Origin of the sequence: Trinickia symbiotica (assembly GCF_002934455.1) — a bacterium.
GTDB lineage: Bacteria > Pseudomonadota > Gammaproteobacteria > Burkholderiales > Burkholderiaceae > Trinickia > Trinickia symbiotica.
On the sequence record NZ_PTIR01000029.1, the window covers coordinates 1 to 17,881 of the forward strand.

Here is a 17,881-nt window from a genome sequence, read left to right on the forward strand (position 1 = left end):
GCTGCCGGCGCGAAGCCGACGGCGTCAGCCCCGGTAGCAGCATAGGGCGGCAATTTTAGTTGTCGTCGGCGGCGGTTGTAGTTGACGCCAGACATCCGTTGCTGCCGCGCGATGCCGAAAGGCCGCGGCAGGTCGATAGCACCAATTCGTGACACTCGGAACCGGCCATTCTCGGAAGGGCGTATTCAGGGTGGCAAAGCAATCATGTCGAGGTTAGCGCCACGGTAAGGCGTCGTGGGTCGACTGCCCGTGACGCCTGCAAGCGTCGTGAGCCGACCTCCCGATGCCGATTGCCGAGTCCACGACGCTTGCAGGCGTCGTACGCTCAATCGCTACCGCCGATTCTCGAGTCCACGACGCCTACAGACGTCGTGCCTGTGCCGCGAGTCACAATTTCGGCTTCTGCCGCTTTTCAGCGCTGATGATCTTGAAGCGGGCCAGCCGGTCGACCTTCCGCGAATGCTTGACTGATCGCGAAGTCTGGAGCACGACTGCACGAATCTGCTGTCCGCGAGTTCTCCTACCGTGGGTCGCGTGTCCATATTTTCCGATGCTGTAGTCAGAGAGATGTCCCATGAATTTGGCTGCCTCTTCTAGCGTTACACCTGGGTCAGCCTTTAGGTCCGAAGCCGCCTGATGGCGGAAGCAGTAGGGGCTCACACGCGTCCTGAGCTTGGGGAAAGTCGCTTTGCCCAGCGCGACGATCGAGTTGTATAGGTAGTCAGCCTCGTGCTTAATCTCTGCACAACCCACGCCATCGACCACGTTCAGGGCTGCCAGTGACCGCAAGTACGTAAGCGCAGGGTGTTCTGCTATCGCATCAGCGTCTTCCCCTACCCTGAACTCGTAGTACCGCTTAGGCTGGCCTCTTTCTCGCCCAGCCGCATCCACGCACTTGGCACCCATAATTCGCATTCTGAGGCGGTCATCGCGGCAACGAATCTGGATCCCGTGCTCGATCTCGGCATTTCGGCATCCAGTCAGCCAGAGCACCGCCAGAGCGGGCAGCAGTTGTGGACGAGCTTCTCGCCACTCTGGTTTAGATGCCATGTTCCACATGTCCTCCTGCCACGTTGGCGGCAGTGATTTGAGTGCTGGCTTTTTGGCTTTCCCCATTGCTCGCCTCCATTCTCATTAGGGTTCGGCTAACCGGGTACCTGGTCTAGTTTGATGTCTGGTGTGATAGAAATCGATTCCCCCGAGCCGCTACGCATCTCGACCCCTGAGGGGTGCGGGCTTAGCGATTTCCGGCAACAACTCGCCATGCCTTCGCATGTCTGAGTTGCCGCCGGAAACCGCTAAGCCCCCTCTTCTCCGACATCGTCATCGGAGAAGAGACCGACATGATTTCGGCTTGCTAGAAATCACTATTAGTTCGTATCCATCGAGAAGAACGTGATCGCCGCACTCAGGTTTCTACGAGCGAGATTGCTGTCGCAAACTACCTGTTGACCCACTCACCGTTCTCGCTCGTGCAGACGGTCGGCTGCGCTGCCCACCCCGCGCAGAAGGGGGCAGCACCGTCTCGATGGCCTGCATGCCTGCGTGCCGCACCCGCCGACTCGCTCCCCGCGACTTCTGCCCACGGCCTGACGCGCGCCGGATGACTTACCAAAAGGAGACATGGCTGAGCGAATTCGAATTCGCGTAGGCGACCATGCAAGCGCTGTCTCTAGCCTCCGGATTCGAATGGCAGCACTGACGGTATTGCTCGCATCCGTTCCTTCAATTCGTGAAGTTTCTGCCTAGCTGTCTCTCGGCTTGTCGGCGCGGATTCACGATCTCCAGCGGGTAGATCGGAGCCGGTTGCCGTAGCGCGCTGCCTTCAGAGAGCGACAGTCCGACCATGTTCGAGTGTGAATTGCCTAACGTGATGCCGTTCAATCAGCGAAAGCACCCACCCTCGCACGCTGTTGATCGGCACTCGCTTGCCCGCCGATGCAGCCTCCAATGCGCCTGCCAGTTCGTCAGCGATACCCTGCGCAACTTCAGCTGGGAGGCCAGCGAGCAGGTTCTTCAGCAGCTCCCGGTGGGCCTCGACCGACTTCTCCAATATAAGATTGGGCGAATCCGCGATACCACCACTACTACGACCGGCATCGGCCGACCCGCTTGCACTTCGAGCGGGAATAGCTGGCGGCGTGGTAGTTGTGTCGGTGTTGCTAATCTCTGCGGTAGTCTCTGTATTAGTCGGCGTCGTTTCGTCTGGCTTGCTGGATGCTTTGCGCCCTCCTTGTCGGGAACATCCCTCCCGGCCAGTTGGCAGGATTCCTGCCAACTGGTGCTCACGCGTCTCGAGCAAGAATTCCGTTAGACGATCGAGATTCACTCTGTAGTACAGCTTGGCCGGAATGCCTTGCAGGCTCTCTTCCAGTAGCCCAAGCAATTTAAGGCGCCGCCGTGCCGATTCCTGGCGTGTACGAGATAGGCCTGTTTCCCATTCCCAACTTTGTCGGCTGGCGTCACGGGGCGCCTGCATCCGGCCATCCGCATTCCGCTCTGCATCACGCAGCTTGTAAAACCATTCGTCAACGCCGATTTGGGACTGCCAGTAGCACGCTTGGCAAAGGAATATTGTCGCCTCAACGTCGCCAATCGCGCGTGCGAGTGGCGGCGAATAGGAAATGACCTCGCGATTTCCCAGTAGCTGGGCTATGAGGTGTATCAGGCGTGCTTCAGCCATGGCTCATGCACGGCCAAGCGTCGATGCGTGCGATTGCTTCAGCAGTAGACTGCTGCAGGACACGATCTCTGTCGAGCGTGCTTCTCACGCGACGTCGATCGGCCCTAACGTCACGTAGAGCAAGCTCCTCGGACACCTCGATCGTTGCCGAGTCGGGCCGACAATTTGAAAGTTGGAGGCTCATTTCATTTGCCTCCCCGGGCGGCCAACCGCCGCGCTTTTTCCAACTGTTGCCGTTTGGTGGGTCGGCCAACCCGGCGCCCGTTATCGTTTTGTGTGCTTTGTGCGCGAGCACCTTGCCGGCGAGAAGTCTCGACTGCTTGAGCATCAGCCCCCTGTCGCTGCGATTCCTGATGCTCCCTCAGCCAACGGACAACTTCAGACTCGAGCCATACGCGGCCACGCCGGCCAGGGATCTGGATTGATGGCGGCAGCCGGTGCGGTGCTCGCGTGAGATCTTTGAATATCGTCTCTGCAGGCCGGAGGAGATACTCCGCCCCGAGATCGTGTGCGTCAAGAGTCCGGTCGAGACCGGTCGACGTTGCGGGTTTTATGGTTTTGGACACGACTATCCCCAGCACGCCAGGAGCAACCGTGGATGCCCACCACGGGTCTAGGCTGGAGACAGGTTTTTGATGGACGCACCGATCCCCAGCACCAGGAGCAACCTGGTTGGCCCACGGGCCTAAGCTGAAGATACGGGCATTGACTCATGGATAATCCACAAGCCAAAGCTGGGTGGAGGCTTTCCCCGGGCGCAACTTCGAACAACCACGCCTAGGTACCGATCGCATACATTTGCTGTGCAAAAATGGGATTCTGCGGCCGTGGCCTTGCCCCACCTTCTTGCCCCTGCGAGCACACAACAGCTGCTGGCGACGATCCCTGCTGCACGGCCGCCCGGGGGTTACCCCGCGACGTTTGACGCCATCCAGTCTCTCCAGGGAGCCGACCCCCGTCAGCTATGAAGACACCAGCCCCTCAAGTTAATCGGTCATCCCTTGAGGATCCGCTACGAACGAAGGTAGCGCAGCATTATTGCCTTTATACCTCCGACAAATGGCCTAGGCAACCCCTTGCTTCCCTTCTCCACGTTCTGTGCAACGCCATCGCGGGACAAATCTGGGACACCGCTAGTGGAATTTCTGGGAGTTGAGAGGAATGTTGACGAACAAAACAAAAACCCGCGAGGCCTTACGCCACGCGGGTTTCCGGGAATACTACTGGTGGAGCGGAAGGGGATCGAACCCTCGACCTTCGCATTGCGAACGCGACGCTCTCCCAGCTGAGCTACCGCCCCAACGAAGCTGCGATTGTAGCACACCGGGTCCGGCCTATTGCAAGCGGGGGCGGCCGCAGCACCGGTGCGGTGGGCCGAATCACTTGGAAGGCGCCCCTTCGAGCACCCACTGCACGACCGTCTTAATGTCCGCGTCACTCATCCGAGGATGCGCGGGCATAGGAATCACGCCCCAAACGCCGCTCCCGCCATCGCGAACCTTAGCTTCAAGCCGTTTCTGCGCCTGCGGATCACCCTTGTACTTCGCAGCAACTTGAGCAAACCCGGGCCCAACGAGCTTCCGATCGATCGCATGACACCCGAGACAGGCATTGCTACGTGCGATATCCAACCCAGCCGGCGCCGCCGTCGCACTCGCGCCAACCGGCCACCCCGCAACCACCGCAAGCCCCAACACCCCAACCCAACCCCCAACCAACACCCGACGACCCCAAACCCCCGCCATCCCGCCCCTCATTGACTACGCGAGCCATTCCCCGGCCGAACCTGCGTCGAATCCGACACCGGCGCCGGCGCTTGCCCCAACGGCTGCGAGCTGATCGCTGACGAGGGCACCGCCCCGACCGTCGGCGCCGCTTCCGCCGACTGCGCCGAACTCGGCGCACTAGCGGCCGTCGCCGCCGCAGCCGCCACCGCCTGCTGATCCTGCGGCGAGATGTACTGAAACACCTTCACCACGCGCGAGACCCCGGGCACCGAAGCGGCAACACTCGCCCCCCGATCCCCTTCATCCTGCGTCACCAAGCCCATCAAATAGATATTCCCGTTCTCGCCCACGATCTTGAAGTCGTTCGCCGAAATCCCCTTCTCGGCCACGAGCCCGCCCTTCACGCGCGCAACCAGATAAGAATCATTAGCCCGCGTCCCAAAATCGGTCTTCGGCCCGACAGCCAACTCGTTGATGACCGCATCGACATTAGGCAGCCCGCGCACGATTTCCTCGGCCCTGCGCTTGGCGTTATCGTCAGGCACCTCCCCCGTCAACAACACTCGTCGATTGAACACAGTCAAATCGACATGCGACGCATCGCCCAACTCGTTGGCGATCTGCGAATACCCTTTGACTTGAATCTCGCGGTCCTCGGTCTGCGTGCCGATCGTGCGCCGATCGGTCGCCAGCAGCGCGCCGCCCCCCGCCGCACCGGCCACGGCCAGCACGCACCCTTGCAGCGTCACGACCAGCGATGCCGCCAATCCGGCGGCGAGCGTCCCCCGCACAAGCGTCTTCGCGACGCACTTCGCGTTCATCAGCCGTATCCCCTTTATCGAAAGAAAGGTGAAGTTAGTCCTCGCCGAGCAACATGGCGTCGATGCCGTCGCAGAGGCAATGAATCGTCAGCAAGTGAAGCTCATGAATGCGCGCCACGCGCTCGGACGGCACGCAGATATGAATGTCGGTATCGGCAAGCGCTTCGCTAATCTTGCCCCCGCCATTGCCACCGTTGGGGCCGCTGCCGTTCGCCCCGCCCGCACCGCCCGCAACGCTCACAGCGCCGTTGCCGGTCAGCGCAATCACGAACATCTCGCGCTCGTGCGCTTCGCCGATCGCCGCGAGCACGTTGGCCGAATCGTCCGTCGCCGTCACGGCCAACAGCACGTCGCCGGAATGTCCCAGCGCGCGGACCTGTCTTGCGTAGACGTCGTCGAACGGGCCATCGGCCGCCAACGCCGTCAATACCGCGGAATCCGCCGTCAACGCAATCGCGGGCAACCCGGGCCGCTCGCGCTCGAAGCGCGCCGTCAACTGCGCGGCAAAGCGCTGCGCGTCCGTCGCCGAAGCCCCGTTGCCGCAAGCCAGTATCTTGTTGCCGTTCGCCAGTGCGCCGAACATGGTGTCGACAGCCGCGGCAATCGGCATCGAGAGCGCATCCAACGCTTGGAGCTGGAGCGCGGCGCTATCGCGGAAATGCTGTTGAATCCGTTCGAGTGACATCGCTTCTCTACGTATTCGGCGCGCGAGCTTATCGACTGTATCCGCGCACCGCTACTACTGACTTCGACCACTACATTCGCGCGCAAGTTTAACCCACTCCTCATGCGGCGCAGCACCTCGGATCTTCAAATAACAGCCAAAAACCTACAGTCCATCGGCGCGAAACGCATCTCGCACCCAGACGACTTCACACCCATCGAAGGCTACGACGTCGAAGCGGCACACGCTATTCATCGCGCCGCGCGTCGCTAGAAAGTACTGCGCCGCCTGCACGATCCTGCGACGTTTCTCGTGCCCCACGCTCGCCATCGCGCCGCCGTAGCCGCGCCACGCCCGCGCGCGCACTTCGACGAACACGAGCACACCCGCTTCGTCTCGCATGACGAGGTCGATCTCGCCACCGCGGCATGTCACGTTGCGCGCAACGAGGCGCAAGCGCTGTCGCTGCAAATACTCGCACGCACGCGCTTCGAAGACGGCTCCGAGCCGCTTCGACTCTCGACGCGTCGAAAAGTTGTCGGCATCGCTCGGCGTCCGCATCGCGGTCCCTGCCGCACTCGCGCGAGGCCGGCTCTGCCCCGCGTGGCACAATGGCGACCTCCTCGCTTCGCTTGGCCGCGTTCTTCGTTCCATGTCTGACCTCCTCGAACTCGCCCAACGGCAGCAGTACCCGGGCTCGGCGCTCTACATCGTCGCAACGCCGATCGGCAATGCGGCCGACATCACGCTGCGCGCGCTCCACCTGCTCGGCCTCGCCGATCGCATCGCCGCGGAAGACACGCGCAATACGGGGCAATTGCTCGCTCGCTACGGCATCTCGAAGCCGCTCGTCGCCGTTCATGTGCACAACGAACGCGCGGCGGCCGAGCGCATCATCGAATATCTGCAAGCGGGCGAGCGCATCGCCTACGTCTCGGACGCGGGCACCCCGGGCATTTCGGACCCGGGCGCGAAGCTTGTCGATGCGGTGCGCACCGCGGGCTATCCCGTGATTCCCCTGCCGGGCGCAAGCGCTGTCGCGACAGCCCTCTCCGTTGCCGGAGACTGGGCCGCGACGTTCACGTTCCTCGGTTTCGCGCCGACCAAAGCGAAGCAACGCGCGGCCTTTCTTCAGCCGCTCGCGGCCCATCCGCATGCGCTGGTCTTCTACGAAGCGCCGCATCGCATCGTCGAAACGGTGCGCGCGCTTGGCGAAGCACTGGGTGGTGAACGGCGAATCCTGATCGCCCGCGAATTGACGAAGCTACACGAGGCGCTGCATTGCTGCACCCTGGCCGAAGGGCCAACGTGGCTGGAGGAGGACGCGAATCGTCAGCGCGGCGAGTTCGTGCTGGTGGTGGAAGGTGCGCCCGCGCAACCGCATGGGGCGAACGAAGACGCAGCAGCACACGATGGATTGCTTCGATTGCTGCTGGAGGAGGTGACTGTCAGTTCAGCCGCCCGTATCGCAGCGTCGATCACGGGCGCCTCGCGCAACGCGCTTTACGCACGCGCGCTCGAGATCAAGAAAGAGCAAGAAGAAGGCTGACAAACTGAGAAACTGAGGGACCGCAGGACGCGAGCGGACCTCGAGAGGCCAGGGCTAGCAAGCCCAAGCCTTCTTCGACTACCGCGACTACCGAGCCCACCGCGTTACTGCGGGCTCTTCGGCGTATCGGCCGACGCGAGCTTCTCGCCGCGCTCGACCTCACTCGCCTCTTCCTGCGAGAGTCCGACGATCTTCACATGCGCCGTGCCGTCGTGCTGCAGCCCGAGCTCGCGCGCGGCCGCGTACGACAGATCGATGATCCGGCCGCGCACGTAGGGCCCACGGTCGTTGATCTTGACGACGACGGTCTTGTCGTTCTGGGTATTCGTCACACGAACATACGACGAAAGCGGCAGCGTCTTGTGCGCGGCCGTCAGTGCGTGCATGTTGAAGCGCTCGCCGCTCGCGGTGCGGCGGCCATGGAACCACGGGCCGTACCACGACGCCCGGCCGACCTGATGGAACCCCGAAATGTCGGGAATGCTCTCATCGATCGGCTTGGCGTCGGCCAGCTTCGAATCCGACGCGGCGGGAGCCGGCGCCGCCGGCTTGTTCTGGCCGAATGCGAGCGGTGCGCCCGCGCCAGTTCGTGAGGTGATCGTGGTCACTTTCGCGTCGCCGGTTTGGGACGGCGGCATCGCGCAGCCTCCCAGCACACCGGCGGCAAACAGTGTCCCCACGAATCGATGTAATCGACGTTTCATAAGACGTGCACGCCACAGTGTCGAGCCGTCGCGCAGGCAGCACTCCGCTTGCACGAGCGACTCTGGCAACCAAGCAGCAACCGCGCGGGACGCGCGAACGCGGCCAGCGATTGGAGCTCGGGTGCGGCCACACTCGGCCGCAATTTGCCCGGTTGGTATTCACGTCTGGTGCAACTGTCCCCAGCAGCCTTCCCAGACCCCAAATGCCACCGTCAGACGTGTCGTCCAAACCACGCCCGCTTGCGTCGTCTTCACGACGCGAGGAACGGCGGCATAGGCCTCCCCGGCATGCGGCCGGCTAGGACCGCTCCAGGCGCGTGGCGCCCGGCCGGGAAAGACGTGTGCATCGAACACTGTCGATACAGAGCGAAGCGGTCTTCCACCGCTCCACATGACAGCGACCGGAAAGTGACTCAAAAACCCGGTCGCCCATTGGCGGCGCGGATCTCCGCGCTCGATGACCAGGATTATAGCAAAGGTGCGGTGGAATCCCGCCAGGGCGGGCTTCTTTCATATTAATTAAAGCAATGGATGTAACAATATGTATCCGTGGCGCTTAGCCGAGGACGCTAGCCTCGTTCGATCGGCCAGTCGCGGCACGGTCGTGGCGCGGCCGGTACAATCGTGGTTTTCGCCCTCGCCCCCACGGCATCTCCAATTTCCATGAAGGTCTTCGTCATCCCTGTCACGCCATTCCAGCAGAACTGCACGCTGCTCGTCTGTGAAGCAACGCACCATGCTGCTGTCGTCGATCCGGGCGGCGATGTCGAGCGGATCGTGCAGGCAATCGAGCAGGAGAAGGTCACGCTCGAGAAGGTCTTTCTGACGCACGGCCATCTGGATCACTGCGGCGGCGCGAAGGCGATCGCGGCTCGCTACGGTGTGCCGATCGAAGGTCCGCAAGTCGACGAGCGTTTCTGGATCGATCAGCTGGCCACGCAAAGTCAGCGCTTCGGCTTCCCGCCGGCCGAGCCGTTCGAGCCGGATCGTTGGCTCGTCGATGGCGATACGGTCCGCTTCGGCAACGAGTCGCTCGATGTTTATCACTGCCCGGGCCATACGCCGGGGCATGTGGTCTTCGTCAGCAGCGCTCATCGGATCGCGTTGGTCGGCGATGTGCTGTTCGCGGGCTCGATCGGCCGCACCGATTTCCCGCGCGGCAATCATGCCGATTTGATTGCGTCGATCCGCACGAAGCTCTGGCCGCTCGGGGACGACATTACGTTCGTCCCCGGCCACGGCCCGACGTCGACATTCGGTGAAGAGCGGCGCACGAACCCGTTCGTGGCCGACGGAGTGCGCGCGTGACGACGAAACCCACGCCCGAGATCTATGTCAGCACGGACGTCGAAGCGGACGGCCCGATCCCCGGCCCGCATTCGATGCTGAGCTTCGCCTCGGCGGCGTTCACGGAAGACAAGCAGTTGATCGGCACGTTCTCGGCCAATCTCGAGACGTTGCCGGGCGCTGAGGCGCATCCGATCCAGGCGGCCTGGTGGAAAACGCAGCGCGAGGCGTGGGAGGCCTGTCGCAAAGACCTGCGCAAGCCCGAAGAAGCGTTGCAGGCCTACGTGGCGTGGGTCGAGGCGTTGCCGGGCAAGCCGGTGTTCGTCGGCATGCCGGCCGGCTTCGATTTCACGTTCATGTTCTGGTACATGATGCGGTTCGCGGGCAAGTGTCCGTTCTCGTGGTCGGCGCTCGATATCAAGACGCTCGCGTTCGCGATGACGGGGCTGCCCTATCGCAAATGCATCAAGCCGCGGATGCCGAAGCATTGGTTCGACGATCATCCGCACACGCATATCGCGCTCGACGACGCCATCGAGCAAGGCGCGCTCTTCTGCAATATGTTGGCCGACTTGCGCATCTGGCAGAAAAACGCACCGCCGATCGGCAAGGCCGACGAAGCCGAAGCTCGAGCCCACGAGCAGGACGAGATAGGACAAAACGACGCCGAGAGCCCGCCAAATTAGGCGATCTGTCTCATTAAACCCGCGTTCGGTTGCCTTTTGTTTCTTCCGCCACTAATATTAAAAAACGTTGCGGCCGAACCGGAGGCGCGGATGTCACTCGATACGTTTTCCCAGAAAATCCTGCGCCTCTTGCAGCTCGATGCCCGCCGTTCGGTGCAGGAGATCTCGGATCAGGTCGGCCTCTCGAGCACGCCCTGTTGGCGGCGCATCAAGGACATGGAGCAGTCGGGCATTATCCAGCGCTACACGGCGCTGCTCGATCGCGAAAAACTCGGTCTGCACGTCTGCGCGCTCGCGCATATCCATTTGACTCGCCATACGGAAGGCGGCGTCGAGCAGTTCGAGCGCGAGATCGCCACCTGCCCGGAAGTCACGGAGTGCTACAGCACGACGGGCGAATCGGATTACATCCTGAAGATCGTCGCGCCCGATATCAAAGCCTATGACGCTTTCCTGCACGAGCGCATTTTCAAAATCCCGGCGGTCGCTCAGGTGCGCACGAGCGTCGTGCTGCGCGAAATCAAATTCGATACGCAATTGCCGCTTTGAAACCGCGCGGCGAGCTCGTTTCTATCTAGCGCAGTGCCCGCGGAGGGGTGCGCTCCAATCCAAGTCTACATAGGACGTGTCGTAGCGACGGTGGCGAAATGCGCCGTCGACTCGACGCGCCGTTGCAGCGTGACGTTGCGCGCGCCGAGCCGCTTTTTGAGCCCGCTGAGATCGATGCGTTTCGCGAGATCGTCATCATGCTCCCGACCGGCCGATGCATCGGCGGCAAGCGTGATATCGACGTCGAGTCCGGTGCTGAGGTAATGCACGTTATATCCGACGGCGCGTAAGCCCTGTTTCGCCAATTCGGCATCGGCTAGCGCGGCGACGGCCGCTCGCGTCGGCATCCGGGCAGGCGGATGAGTCACGGCGTCGTTTTCAGGATCGACGTGAATGAGCGCATCGAGGACGCGTTTATCGGTCATCACGCGCGTTCGAGCCGATTCGGCGATGTAGTGTCCCTCGGAAACCGAGATCATCGGATCGACGAGAATATGCGCATCGACGAGTGCGAAATCGCCCATTTTTCGCGTGCGCAACTCGTGAACGTCGAGCACGCCGGGCGTCGAAGCCAGCAGTTTGCGAATATCGGACGCCGTCGTTTCATCGAGCGCGCGATCGGACAGATCCTGGAGCGAATTCCATCCGAACGTCCAACCCATCCGCGCGACGAGAAAACCGACGATGGCGGCGGCAATCGGATCGAGGAGCCGCACGCCGGCGAGGCTTCCGATAGTGCCGATCGCGACGACGAGCGACGAGGCGGCATCCGATCGCGCATGCCAGGCGTTGGCGATCAGCATCGCGGAACGCACGCGCTGAGCTTCGCGCAACATGTAGCGAAAAAGTCCCTCTTTCGAGACGAGCACGAGTGCGGCAACAGCCAACGCACTGATGTGTACGGGCGGAATATCGCCGAGGTTGGCGATGCGCGTGCCCGCGCGCCAAAGCATGCCCACGCCGACGGCAATCAGCAGCGCACCGAGAAACAGCGAGGCGACCGTTTCGTAGCGAGCATGGCCGTAATTGTGGTCGGCGTCGGGTTTCTCTCCGCTCGCGCGATTGGCGATGAGCACGATGAAGTCCGAAACGAGATCGGCGAGCGAGTGGACGCCGTCGGCAACGAGCGCTTGGGAGTGAGCGATAAAACCGATGACGATTTGCAGCGACATCAGCACGATGTTGACGGCAACGCTCGCCAACGTGCTTCGGCGCGCAACCGTCTGCTTAACGGCCGATTCAGACTGGAGTTCGGAACGCATGGGAACCCGAGGATAGTGACGAGGCGAGGAACGCTCGCAAACACCTCAATTCTATCAAGCCTCACGCCGCCATGCCGGCGATTGCTTGAATTTTCCGTTTTAAATCAGATGCTTATGAGAACAGTAACGATTTGCGTTCAGATCGCGCGTTTGCCGCCCGGCAAACCCGTTGGGCCACTCCCCGAAGCATTCCACTTACGAACCACTGAGAGATAACGTTATAGAAACGAAAAAACCGCACGACCGTAAGGCATGCGGTTTTCTCGCACATTCGTCTGATGGCGCCGAGCTTTGATTTGCCGCAACGCCGAAAAGACGGGTCTGTGCGTTTTGCGCCTGATTTAGCGCTGTGGTTATCGTTGAATCAGGAACTGGTCGCGATTCTGGCCGGCAATCCAGCGGGGCGCCTTGCCACGGCCCGACCACGTCGCGCCCGAGATCGGATCGCGATATTTCGGAGCCACGCCAGCACGGGGACGACCAGCCTTGCCATGTTTGCCGCGGCCGCCGCCGAGTTCGGCGAGCGTAATGCCGTAGTCGGCCATTTTTTGCTTGATCTCATTCAGCACTTCGGCGTATTCACGCGCCTTCGCCTCTTCGATCTGCCTTTCGAGCTTTTCGCGCTGTGCGAGTAGTTCCTTGTAAGAAGACATGAGTTCCCTTGCGGTTTCGTTAAATGACACCGGTCTCTACGCCGGCTCGCCATTCGAATACTTGGTGCCTCGGAGATTTCGGGGGGAGATTAGCACAAAAATGCAGCGTGAGAAAAGCCCGAAAAACACAAATCGTAAAGAAATCTTTCGCGATTCTTTCCTGCTTCGGCGTATCCGGGATTTACCCAGTGCGCGTTTCGCTCACTATTGATGGTTTCACCATAGATGCACGTGATCTCTATCAAATCATGAAATGAGATGCGGCTATCTCAATTAAAGCTTTCATAACGTGAGAGGTTCTCACGTCGACTCAATCCAATCCGTAAGTGAACGCTTCAATTCGGCAAAGGTTGTCTTCGCACCATTGAAGTTAACGCGTCGGCGTACGACGGCCTTTTCTGTCTCCCCCGGTAGTTTCACGTCGACGCCGTAACGGTCGATTCCCAGTAACTCGAGCCCCGCCGGCCGCGCCGGGTGGCTCTCGAAAAGCTCGATCAGCGCGTTCTCGTCTTCGTCCGGGAGCGGCTCGAGCGGGTCGAGTTCGTCGCCCTTGAGCCAACCCATCGCGCCAAAGCCGCCGATATAGCGAAGCCGGTCGATTTTCATTGCACGGAATGCGAAGTCGCCCAGCGCCAGATATCGCTCGGCATCGGGGTGGTAGCGAAGATAGCGGCGCACGAGCTCGGGCGTGGGCTCGATCAGGCTGAAGCGCCCGATCAGCGTGACGCGCTCACCGGCGAGCACGTCGGCGTTCGCTGCATCGACGACGAGAAACCCGGCCCGCGGATCGGCCTGCAAATTGCGCGTGTGCTCGGCCAGTCCGCTCACGAGAATGACGGGACGGTGGCGAGCGTCGGGCGCGTAGGGCAGCATCGTCGGGTAGGGGAAACCGTCGGGCTCGCGCAGATGCGTCGCCAGTGTGCCGACCGGGCTGCGATGCAGTAGATCGAGTGGGGCTTGGTTCGGGATATTCATGGGCGATGCTCCTTCCTATTACTGCGCAGCGTTGGGCGACTCACGATGGCTTGCACGCTTCCCCGCGTTCCCCACGTCCGGGAAACCGTCCGGCTCCGAGCAGCCATGAAAGCGCTCCGTTAGAATCGACGACTTGCATTAATCGTAGCGTTTCTCCATCGAAATTTAGCCATTCCTCCCTGTGTCTCAGACCGCCGAAACCTCCGCGCTGCCCGCCGCCCACCGCAATCTGTCGATGTCGGCGCGCCGCCGCGCGCGGCTCGCCACCATGGCGCTCTTTTTCATCGCGGGCATGGTGTACGCGTCATGGGGCGTCCACGTCCCGACCGTGCGCGACAAGTTCGGGCTCGATTCGGCCTGGCTCTCGGTTGCCCTCTTCTCGCTGACGGGCGGCTCGATCGCGACGATGACGGCCAACGGCAAGTGGATCGCGCGCGTCGGCACGCGCCGCGCCTGCCTCGTCGGCGGGATCGTCATGATGGTGAGCACGGCGCTGATTCTCGTCACGCCTTCCTATTGGCTGCTGCTGCCGGTGCTTGCGGCATTCGGCGGCGGCATGGCCACGCTCGACGTCGCGATGAACGCCGAGGCGAGCGCCGTCGAGGCGGCGATCGGGCGTCCGATCATGTCCTCGCTGCATGGTATGTTCAGCATCGGCGGCATGGCCGGCGCGGCTGGCGGCGGCCTTCTGCTCTCGTTCGGATTGGCGCCGACGCTTCATCTCGCGCTCGTCGCCGTCCTAGGCACGCTCGTGCTTGGCTGGGCTTGCCCGGCCGTGCTGCCGCACGTTCCGCACGACGCGCATCCGAACGCCCCGCAGCACGGCACGAACCGCTGGCGCTCGCCCGCGCTCTGGGCGCTCGGGATCGTCGCGCTGATCGCGCTCGTGGCCGAGGGCGCGATGTACGACTGGGGGACGGTCTATATGCGCGACGTCGTCCACGCGACGCCCGCCTTCGCGAGCGCAGGCTACGCGGCGTTTTCGGGCGCGATGGCGGCGGGCCGCTTCGCCGGCGACGCCGTGCGCGCCCGCTTCGGCGCCGTCCAGCTCGTGCTCGTGAGTGCGACGATCGCCTGTGCCGGGATGGTCGGCGCGCTGGTCTTGCCGTTCTCGCTGACGGCATTGACGGGCTTCGCGCTGATGGGCATCGGTCTCGCCAACATGATGCCGGTGCTCTTCGCGGCCGCGATGCGCGTGAAGGGCATCCACGCGGCGGAAGGGATGGCGCACGTCGCCGGCCTCGCCTATTGCGGATTGCTGTTCGGCCCCGTCATGATCGGCGGTGTCGCCCAGGTCACGAATCTGACGATCGGGCTCTCGGTCGTCGCGTTGTGCGCGGCGCTCGTCGCGATCGTCGGGCCGCGCGTGCTGAAGCGGCTCAACGTCTGAGGCGAGGCGGGCGCCACCCCCAAAAAAAACGGGCGTACCCGCGTAGGCACGCCCGCTCCCCTGCCGCGCGGGACTGCGAGAAGCTCGCCCCGCCCGTGTTTATCGCTTGAAGCCACAGCCGGCCGACTAAGCTGGCCGCTCCGGCTCTGAGCTTGGCCGACCCGCATCGGGCCGGCCGCGCCGATTACATGCTGACTTCGGTCAGCGGCGTCTTCTTGCCCGACTTATAGTCGTACAGCGTGATCACGCCATGCTTCAGATCGCCGTGCGAGTCGAACGTCGTCTCGCCGATGACGCCCTTGTAGTCCGTGCTCGGCATCGCGGCCAGAATCTTCGCCGGATCGGTCGAGTTCGCACGCTTCATCGCGTCGACGATGATGTAGACGGCGTCATACGTGAACGGCGCATAGATCTGGATCGGCACGCCGAAACGCTTCTGGAACTTGGCCTGGAACTCTTCGCCTGCCTTGCCCATCGCTTGCAGCGAACGGCCCGCTTCCGAGCAGACGACGTTGTCGGTGGCTTCGCCAGCGAGCGACGCGAGCTGGTCGGTACAGACGCCGTCGCCCGCGAGGATTTTCGCACGCAGGCCGAGCTGCTTCGCTTGCTTCGCGAACGGGCCGCCCGTGGCGTCCATGCCGCCGTACATGATCGCGTCGGGGTTTTCACCCTTGATCTTCGTCAGAATCGCGCGGAAGTCGGTGGCTTTGTCGTTCGTGGCGTCGTGCGAGAGCACTTGCATGCCGAGCGACTTGGCCTTCTTCTCGAACTCGTTCGCGAGACCCTGGCCGTACGCCGTCGCGTCGTCGACGATCGCGACCTTCTTCAGCTTGAGCTTGTCGGCCGCGTACTGCGCGAGCGCCGGGCCCTGCTGAGCGTCCGTCGCCACGACACGGTACGTCGTCTTGAAGCCTTGCAGCGTGTACTGCGGGTTCGTCGCCGAAGGCGAGATCTGGACGATGCCCGCATCGCTGTAGATCTTCGACGCCGGGATCGACGTGCCGGAGTTCAAGTGGCCCACAACCGCGACGACCTTATCGTCGACGAGCTTCTGGGCAACCTGCGTGGCCTGGCGCGGGTCAGCCGCGTCGTCCTGCGCGTCGAGCTCCAGCTTGATCTTTTGACCGTTGATCGTGAGACCCTTAGCGTTGATTTCCTCCACAGCAAGGCGCGCGCCGTTCTCATTGTCCTTGCCGAGGTGAGCGATCTGCCCCGTCAGCGGAGCGACGTGACCGATCTTGACGACCTCGTCCGCCGCGGCACCCGTTGCCATCGCAGCAAACAACATCGCAGCCGCGCTGATCGGCAACACCTTGTGCATCTTCATTTTCATGTAAGTCTCCAGTTTCGGTCCAAAAACGACGTTACCGCCCGAACCCCGTCTTCGCCTTCTTTTTCGATCGACTCGAGGGGCGTACACGCCGGAATGCATCGTCATGCACTTTGCTTGCACGGAAAGTGGCAAGTTCGTGACAAGCCGCACTCCGTGCTGCGCGAGAAGTGTAGGGCAACAAATTAAAGTTTGGGATTTTTTTGAGATAGTTGGGAGGAGTACTAATAGGTTTATGCCGGATGTTCGTGCGGCGTCGAGGGCGGACCGGCCGGATCGGTCGGAACGCGCGGCCGGCGCGGGTCTTGGGCGATCGGGGGTTTTGGGCCGTCGTTTTTGTGCAACCTTGATTGCTAGCGAAGAATCGGCGGACGATTCAGTCGCCTTTCAATTTGCGTTCGAGCGTATCCACTAACCGGTGGCTCGCTGCAGCGGTTCGCGATTGGTGCCAAACTGTCGCGCCTGACCGATTCGCCTATCTATCTTGGAGTGGAGAAAGACCATGAACGTGACTTCCCAATGGATCGACATCGAAAGCGACGACGGCGGGCGCTTCCAGGGCTATCTGTCGCTGCCGCGCACCGGCCACGGCCCGGCCATCGTCATCATTCAGGAGATTTTCGGCGTGAACGGGCATATCCGTTCAGTCGTGGAGCAATACGCGCTTGCGGGTTATGTCGCGCTGGCACCCGATATTTTCTGGCGCAGCGAGCGGCGCGTGGAACTCACTTACGAGGGGGCCGACCGTGACAAGGGTATCGCGCTGATGCAAAAGACCGACGTGAGCAAGACCGTCGCCGATCTCGGCGCCGCCGCGCGCACGTTGAAGAGCCGGCCCGAGGTGACGGGCGGCAAGGTGGGCGCGATCGGCTACTGCTTCGGCGGGCAGCTCGCCTATCTGCTGGCGGCGCAAGGTTCGGTCGATGCCGCCGTGGCGTATTACGGCGGCGGGATTCAGAACAAGCTCGACGAAGCCGGCAAGGTTCGCGTGCCGATCCTGTTCCACTATGCCGAGAAGGATGGGTCCATTCCGCTCGATGCCGTCGAGCGCGTCAAGGCGAGCTTCGCGGGGAAGACGAACGCCGAGTTTCACGTTTACCCTGGCGCGGGGCATGGCTTCAATTGTACGGACCGGGCGTCCTACGATCAGCGCTCGTCCGCCCTCGCGCTCGGTCGGACGCTGACGTTCCTGTCCGCCCATCTTTAAAAGCGACAAAGGCGCTTGCCAGTGCAAGCGCCTTTTGCGGGCGAGCGTCAGGCCTTCTTCGTATAGCCGCTACACCAGCCCTTCGCGTTGACCTGCTTGCCGCCGAAGAGTGCGCAGGGGCCGTACGCGTCTCCTGCCTTGCCCTGGAACAACTGGCAATTGCCGCACATCTCGCCGGCCTGATACTTGGGGTACTTGGCCTTGTCGACCTTGGTGGCATCTTCCTTATAGCCGAGCGCTTGGGCGGTCGGATCGCTTTCGGCAACGTGCGGCGCATCGGCAAACGACTGGCGCGAGAGGGCGAGCGCCGAAGCGGCGCCGAGACTCGTGATCAAAAACGTGCGACGAGACGATTTCATTGGGGAACTCTCCAAGTGTTGTATCGGGCCCGTTT

18 protein-coding genes and 1 tRNA gene are annotated in these 17,881 nt (G+C 62.2%); 6 read left to right on the forward strand and 13 right to left on the reverse strand.

Going from position 1 to position 17,881, the window contains the following annotated elements:
- Nucleotides 1-387: 387 nt before the first annotated feature.
- The 7 genes from B0G57_RS28010 to B0G57_RS28045 form a co-directional block, all read right to left on the reverse strand.
- Nucleotides 388-1,116, reverse strand: coding sequence for a site-specific integrase (locus B0G57_RS28010; RefSeq protein WP_018442685.1), 729 nt, complete (start codon nt 1,114-1,116; stop codon nt 388-390).
- Between the two features lie 709 nt (nt 1,117-1,825).
- Nucleotides 1,826-2,683 (reverse strand): hypothetical protein, encoded by an 858-nt coding sequence (locus B0G57_RS28015; protein WP_104489609.1) that lies wholly within the window; start codon nt 2,681-2,683, stop codon nt 1,826-1,828.
- 1,224 nt (nt 2,684-3,907) lie between these two features.
- Nucleotides 3,908-3,983: transfer RNA gene (locus tag B0G57_RS28025), tRNA-Ala, on the reverse strand.
- A gap of 79 nt (nt 3,984-4,062) precedes the next feature.
- Nucleotides 4,063-4,440: a c-type cytochrome gene (locus B0G57_RS28030; protein WP_018442682.1), complete on the reverse strand. Its 378-nt coding sequence runs from the start codon at nt 4,438-4,440 to the stop codon at nt 4,063-4,065.
- Nucleotides 4,437-5,231 carry a BON domain-containing protein gene (locus B0G57_RS28035; protein ID WP_018442681.1) on the reverse strand — a complete coding sequence of 265 codons (795 nt, stop codon included), beginning with the start codon at nt 5,229-5,231 and terminating at the stop codon, nt 4,437-4,439. Before B0G57_RS28035 ends, B0G57_RS28030 begins: the two co-directional genes overlap by 4 nt.
- 34 nt (nt 5,232-5,265) lie before the next feature.
- Nucleotides 5,266-5,916, reverse strand: a complete 651-nt coding sequence (locus B0G57_RS28040; RefSeq protein WP_018442680.1) for an SIS domain-containing protein — start codon at nt 5,914-5,916, stop codon at nt 5,266-5,268.
- A gap of 144 nt (nt 5,917-6,060) precedes the next feature.
- Nucleotides 6,061-6,456, reverse strand: a complete 396-nt coding sequence (locus B0G57_RS28045; protein ID WP_018442679.1) for a YraN family protein — start codon at nt 6,454-6,456, stop codon at nt 6,061-6,063.
- A 91-nt stretch (nt 6,457-6,547) separates the two neighbouring features.
- Between B0G57_RS28045 and rsmI the strand changes: the two genes are divergently transcribed.
- Nucleotides 6,548-7,444: a 16S rRNA (cytidine(1402)-2'-O)-methyltransferase gene (gene rsmI / locus B0G57_RS28050; RefSeq protein ID WP_026230041.1), complete on the forward strand. Its 897-nt coding sequence runs from the start codon at nt 6,548-6,550 to the stop codon at nt 7,442-7,444.
- 104 nt (nt 7,445-7,548) lie between these two features.
- Here the strand turns inward: rsmI and B0G57_RS28055 are convergent, their stop codons facing one another.
- Nucleotides 7,549-8,148 carry a septal ring lytic transglycosylase RlpA family protein gene (locus tag B0G57_RS28055; RefSeq protein WP_026230040.1) on the reverse strand — a complete coding sequence of 200 codons (600 nt, stop codon included), beginning with the start codon at nt 8,146-8,148 and terminating at the stop codon, nt 7,549-7,551.
- Between the two features lie 663 nt (nt 8,149-8,811).
- On the opposite strand from B0G57_RS28055, the gene B0G57_RS28060 reads away from it, so the two are divergent.
- From B0G57_RS28060 to B0G57_RS28070, 3 genes are all read left to right on the forward strand, one after another.
- Nucleotides 8,812-9,456 (forward strand): MBL fold metallo-hydrolase, encoded by a 645-nt coding sequence (locus B0G57_RS28060; protein WP_018442676.1) that lies wholly within the window; start codon nt 8,812-8,814, stop codon nt 9,454-9,456.
- Complete coding sequence (locus B0G57_RS28065) at nt 9,453-10,121, forward strand: 3'-5' exonuclease family protein (RefSeq protein ID WP_018442675.1); 669 nt, start codon at nt 9,453-9,455, stop codon at nt 10,119-10,121. The genes B0G57_RS28060 and B0G57_RS28065 overlap by 4 nt, the downstream gene beginning before the upstream one ends.
- A gap of 90 nt (nt 10,122-10,211) precedes the next feature.
- Nucleotides 10,212-10,670 carry an Lrp/AsnC family transcriptional regulator gene (locus B0G57_RS28070; RefSeq protein ID WP_018442674.1) on the forward strand — a complete coding sequence of 153 codons (459 nt, stop codon included), beginning with the start codon at nt 10,212-10,214 and terminating at the stop codon, nt 10,668-10,670.
- Between the two features lie 65 nt (nt 10,671-10,735).
- On the opposite strand, the gene B0G57_RS28075 is transcribed toward B0G57_RS28070, so the two are convergent.
- From B0G57_RS28075 to B0G57_RS28085, 3 genes are all read right to left on the reverse strand, one after another.
- Nucleotides 10,736-11,932: a cation diffusion facilitator family transporter gene (locus B0G57_RS28075; RefSeq protein WP_018442673.1), complete on the reverse strand. Its 1,197-nt coding sequence runs from the start codon at nt 11,930-11,932 to the stop codon at nt 10,736-10,738.
- A 353-nt stretch (nt 11,933-12,285) separates the two neighbouring features.
- Complete coding sequence (locus tag B0G57_RS28080) at nt 12,286-12,585, reverse strand: H-NS histone family protein (RefSeq protein ID WP_018442672.1); 300 nt, start codon at nt 12,583-12,585, stop codon at nt 12,286-12,288.
- A gap of 300 nt (nt 12,586-12,885) precedes the next feature.
- Nucleotides 12,886-13,560 (reverse strand): HugZ family pyridoxamine 5'-phosphate oxidase, encoded by a 675-nt coding sequence (locus B0G57_RS28085; protein ID WP_018442671.1) that lies wholly within the window; start codon nt 13,558-13,560, stop codon nt 12,886-12,888.
- A 235-nt stretch (nt 13,561-13,795) separates the two neighbouring features.
- Between B0G57_RS28085 and B0G57_RS28090 the strand changes: the two genes are divergently transcribed.
- Complete coding sequence (locus B0G57_RS28090) at nt 13,796-14,950, forward strand: MFS transporter (protein WP_051090099.1); 1,155 nt, start codon at nt 13,796-13,798, stop codon at nt 14,948-14,950.
- A 184-nt stretch (nt 14,951-15,134) separates the two neighbouring features.
- On the opposite strand, the gene B0G57_RS28095 is transcribed toward B0G57_RS28090, so the two are convergent.
- Entirely contained in the window at nt 15,135-16,283 is a 1,149-nt protein-coding gene (locus B0G57_RS28095; RefSeq protein WP_018442669.1) for a branched-chain amino acid ABC transporter substrate-binding protein, read from the reverse strand.
- Nucleotides 16,284-16,788: 505 nt separating this feature from the next.
- Here B0G57_RS28095 and B0G57_RS28100 point away from each other — a divergent pair.
- On the forward strand, nt 16,789-17,487 hold the full coding sequence (locus B0G57_RS28100) for a dienelactone hydrolase family protein (RefSeq protein WP_026230039.1): 699 nt from the start codon (nt 16,789-16,791) through the stop codon (nt 17,485-17,487).
- A 47-nt stretch (nt 17,488-17,534) separates the two neighbouring features.
- On the opposite strand, the gene B0G57_RS28105 is transcribed toward B0G57_RS28100, so the two are convergent.
- On the reverse strand, nt 17,535-17,846 hold the full coding sequence (locus B0G57_RS28105; protein WP_018442667.1) for a high-potential iron-sulfur protein: 312 nt from the start codon (nt 17,844-17,846) through the stop codon (nt 17,535-17,537).
- Nucleotides 17,847-17,881 lie beyond the last annotated feature (35 nt).

Excerpts from the sequence above, each read along its gene's own strand:
- B0G57_RS28010 (WP_018442685.1), bottom strand. The coding sequence starts at position 1,116 with ATGGGGAAAGCCAAAAAGCCAGCACTCAAATCACTGCCGCCAACGTGG.
- B0G57_RS28015 (WP_104489609.1), bottom strand. The coding sequence starts at position 2,683 with ATGGCTGAAGCACGCCTGATACACCTCATAGCCCAGCTACTGGGAAAT.
- B0G57_RS28030 (WP_018442682.1), bottom strand. The coding sequence starts at position 4,440 with ATGAGGGGCGGGATGGCGGGGGTTTGGGGTCGTCGGGTGTTGGTTGGG.
- B0G57_RS28035 (WP_018442681.1), bottom strand. The coding sequence starts at position 5,231 with ATGAACGCGAAGTGCGTCGCGAAGACGCTTGTGCGGGGGACGCTCGCC.
- B0G57_RS28040 (WP_018442680.1), bottom strand. The coding sequence starts at position 5,916 with ATGTCACTCGAACGGATTCAACAGCATTTCCGCGATAGCGCCGCGCTC.
- B0G57_RS28045 (WP_018442679.1), bottom strand. The coding sequence starts at position 6,456 with ATGCGGACGCCGAGCGATGCCGACAACTTTTCGACGCGTCGAGAGTCG.
- rsmI (WP_026230041.1), top strand. The coding sequence starts at position 6,548 with ATGTCTGACCTCCTCGAACTCGCCCAACGGCAGCAGTACCCGGGCTCG.
- B0G57_RS28055 (WP_026230040.1), bottom strand. The coding sequence starts at position 8,148 with ATGAAACGTCGATTACATCGATTCGTGGGGACACTGTTTGCCGCCGGT.
- B0G57_RS28060 (WP_018442676.1), top strand. The coding sequence starts at position 8,812 with ATGAAGGTCTTCGTCATCCCTGTCACGCCATTCCAGCAGAACTGCACG.
- B0G57_RS28070 (WP_018442674.1), top strand. The coding sequence starts at position 10,212 with ATGTCACTCGATACGTTTTCCCAGAAAATCCTGCGCCTCTTGCAGCTC.
- B0G57_RS28075 (WP_018442673.1), bottom strand. The coding sequence starts at position 11,932 with ATGCGTTCCGAACTCCAGTCTGAATCGGCCGTTAAGCAGACGGTTGCG.
- B0G57_RS28080 (WP_018442672.1), bottom strand. The coding sequence starts at position 12,585 with ATGTCTTCTTACAAGGAACTACTCGCACAGCGCGAAAAGCTCGAAAGG.
- B0G57_RS28085 (WP_018442671.1), bottom strand. The coding sequence starts at position 13,560 with ATGAATATCCCGAACCAAGCCCCACTCGATCTACTGCATCGCAGCCCG.
- B0G57_RS28090 (WP_051090099.1), top strand. The coding sequence starts at position 13,796 with ATGTCGGCGCGCCGCCGCGCGCGGCTCGCCACCATGGCGCTCTTTTTC.
- B0G57_RS28095 (WP_018442669.1), bottom strand. The coding sequence starts at position 16,283 with ATGAAAATGAAGATGCACAAGGTGTTGCCGATCAGCGCGGCTGCGATG.
- B0G57_RS28105 (WP_018442667.1), bottom strand. The coding sequence starts at position 17,846 with ATGAAATCGTCTCGTCGCACGTTTTTGATCACGAGTCTCGGCGCCGCT.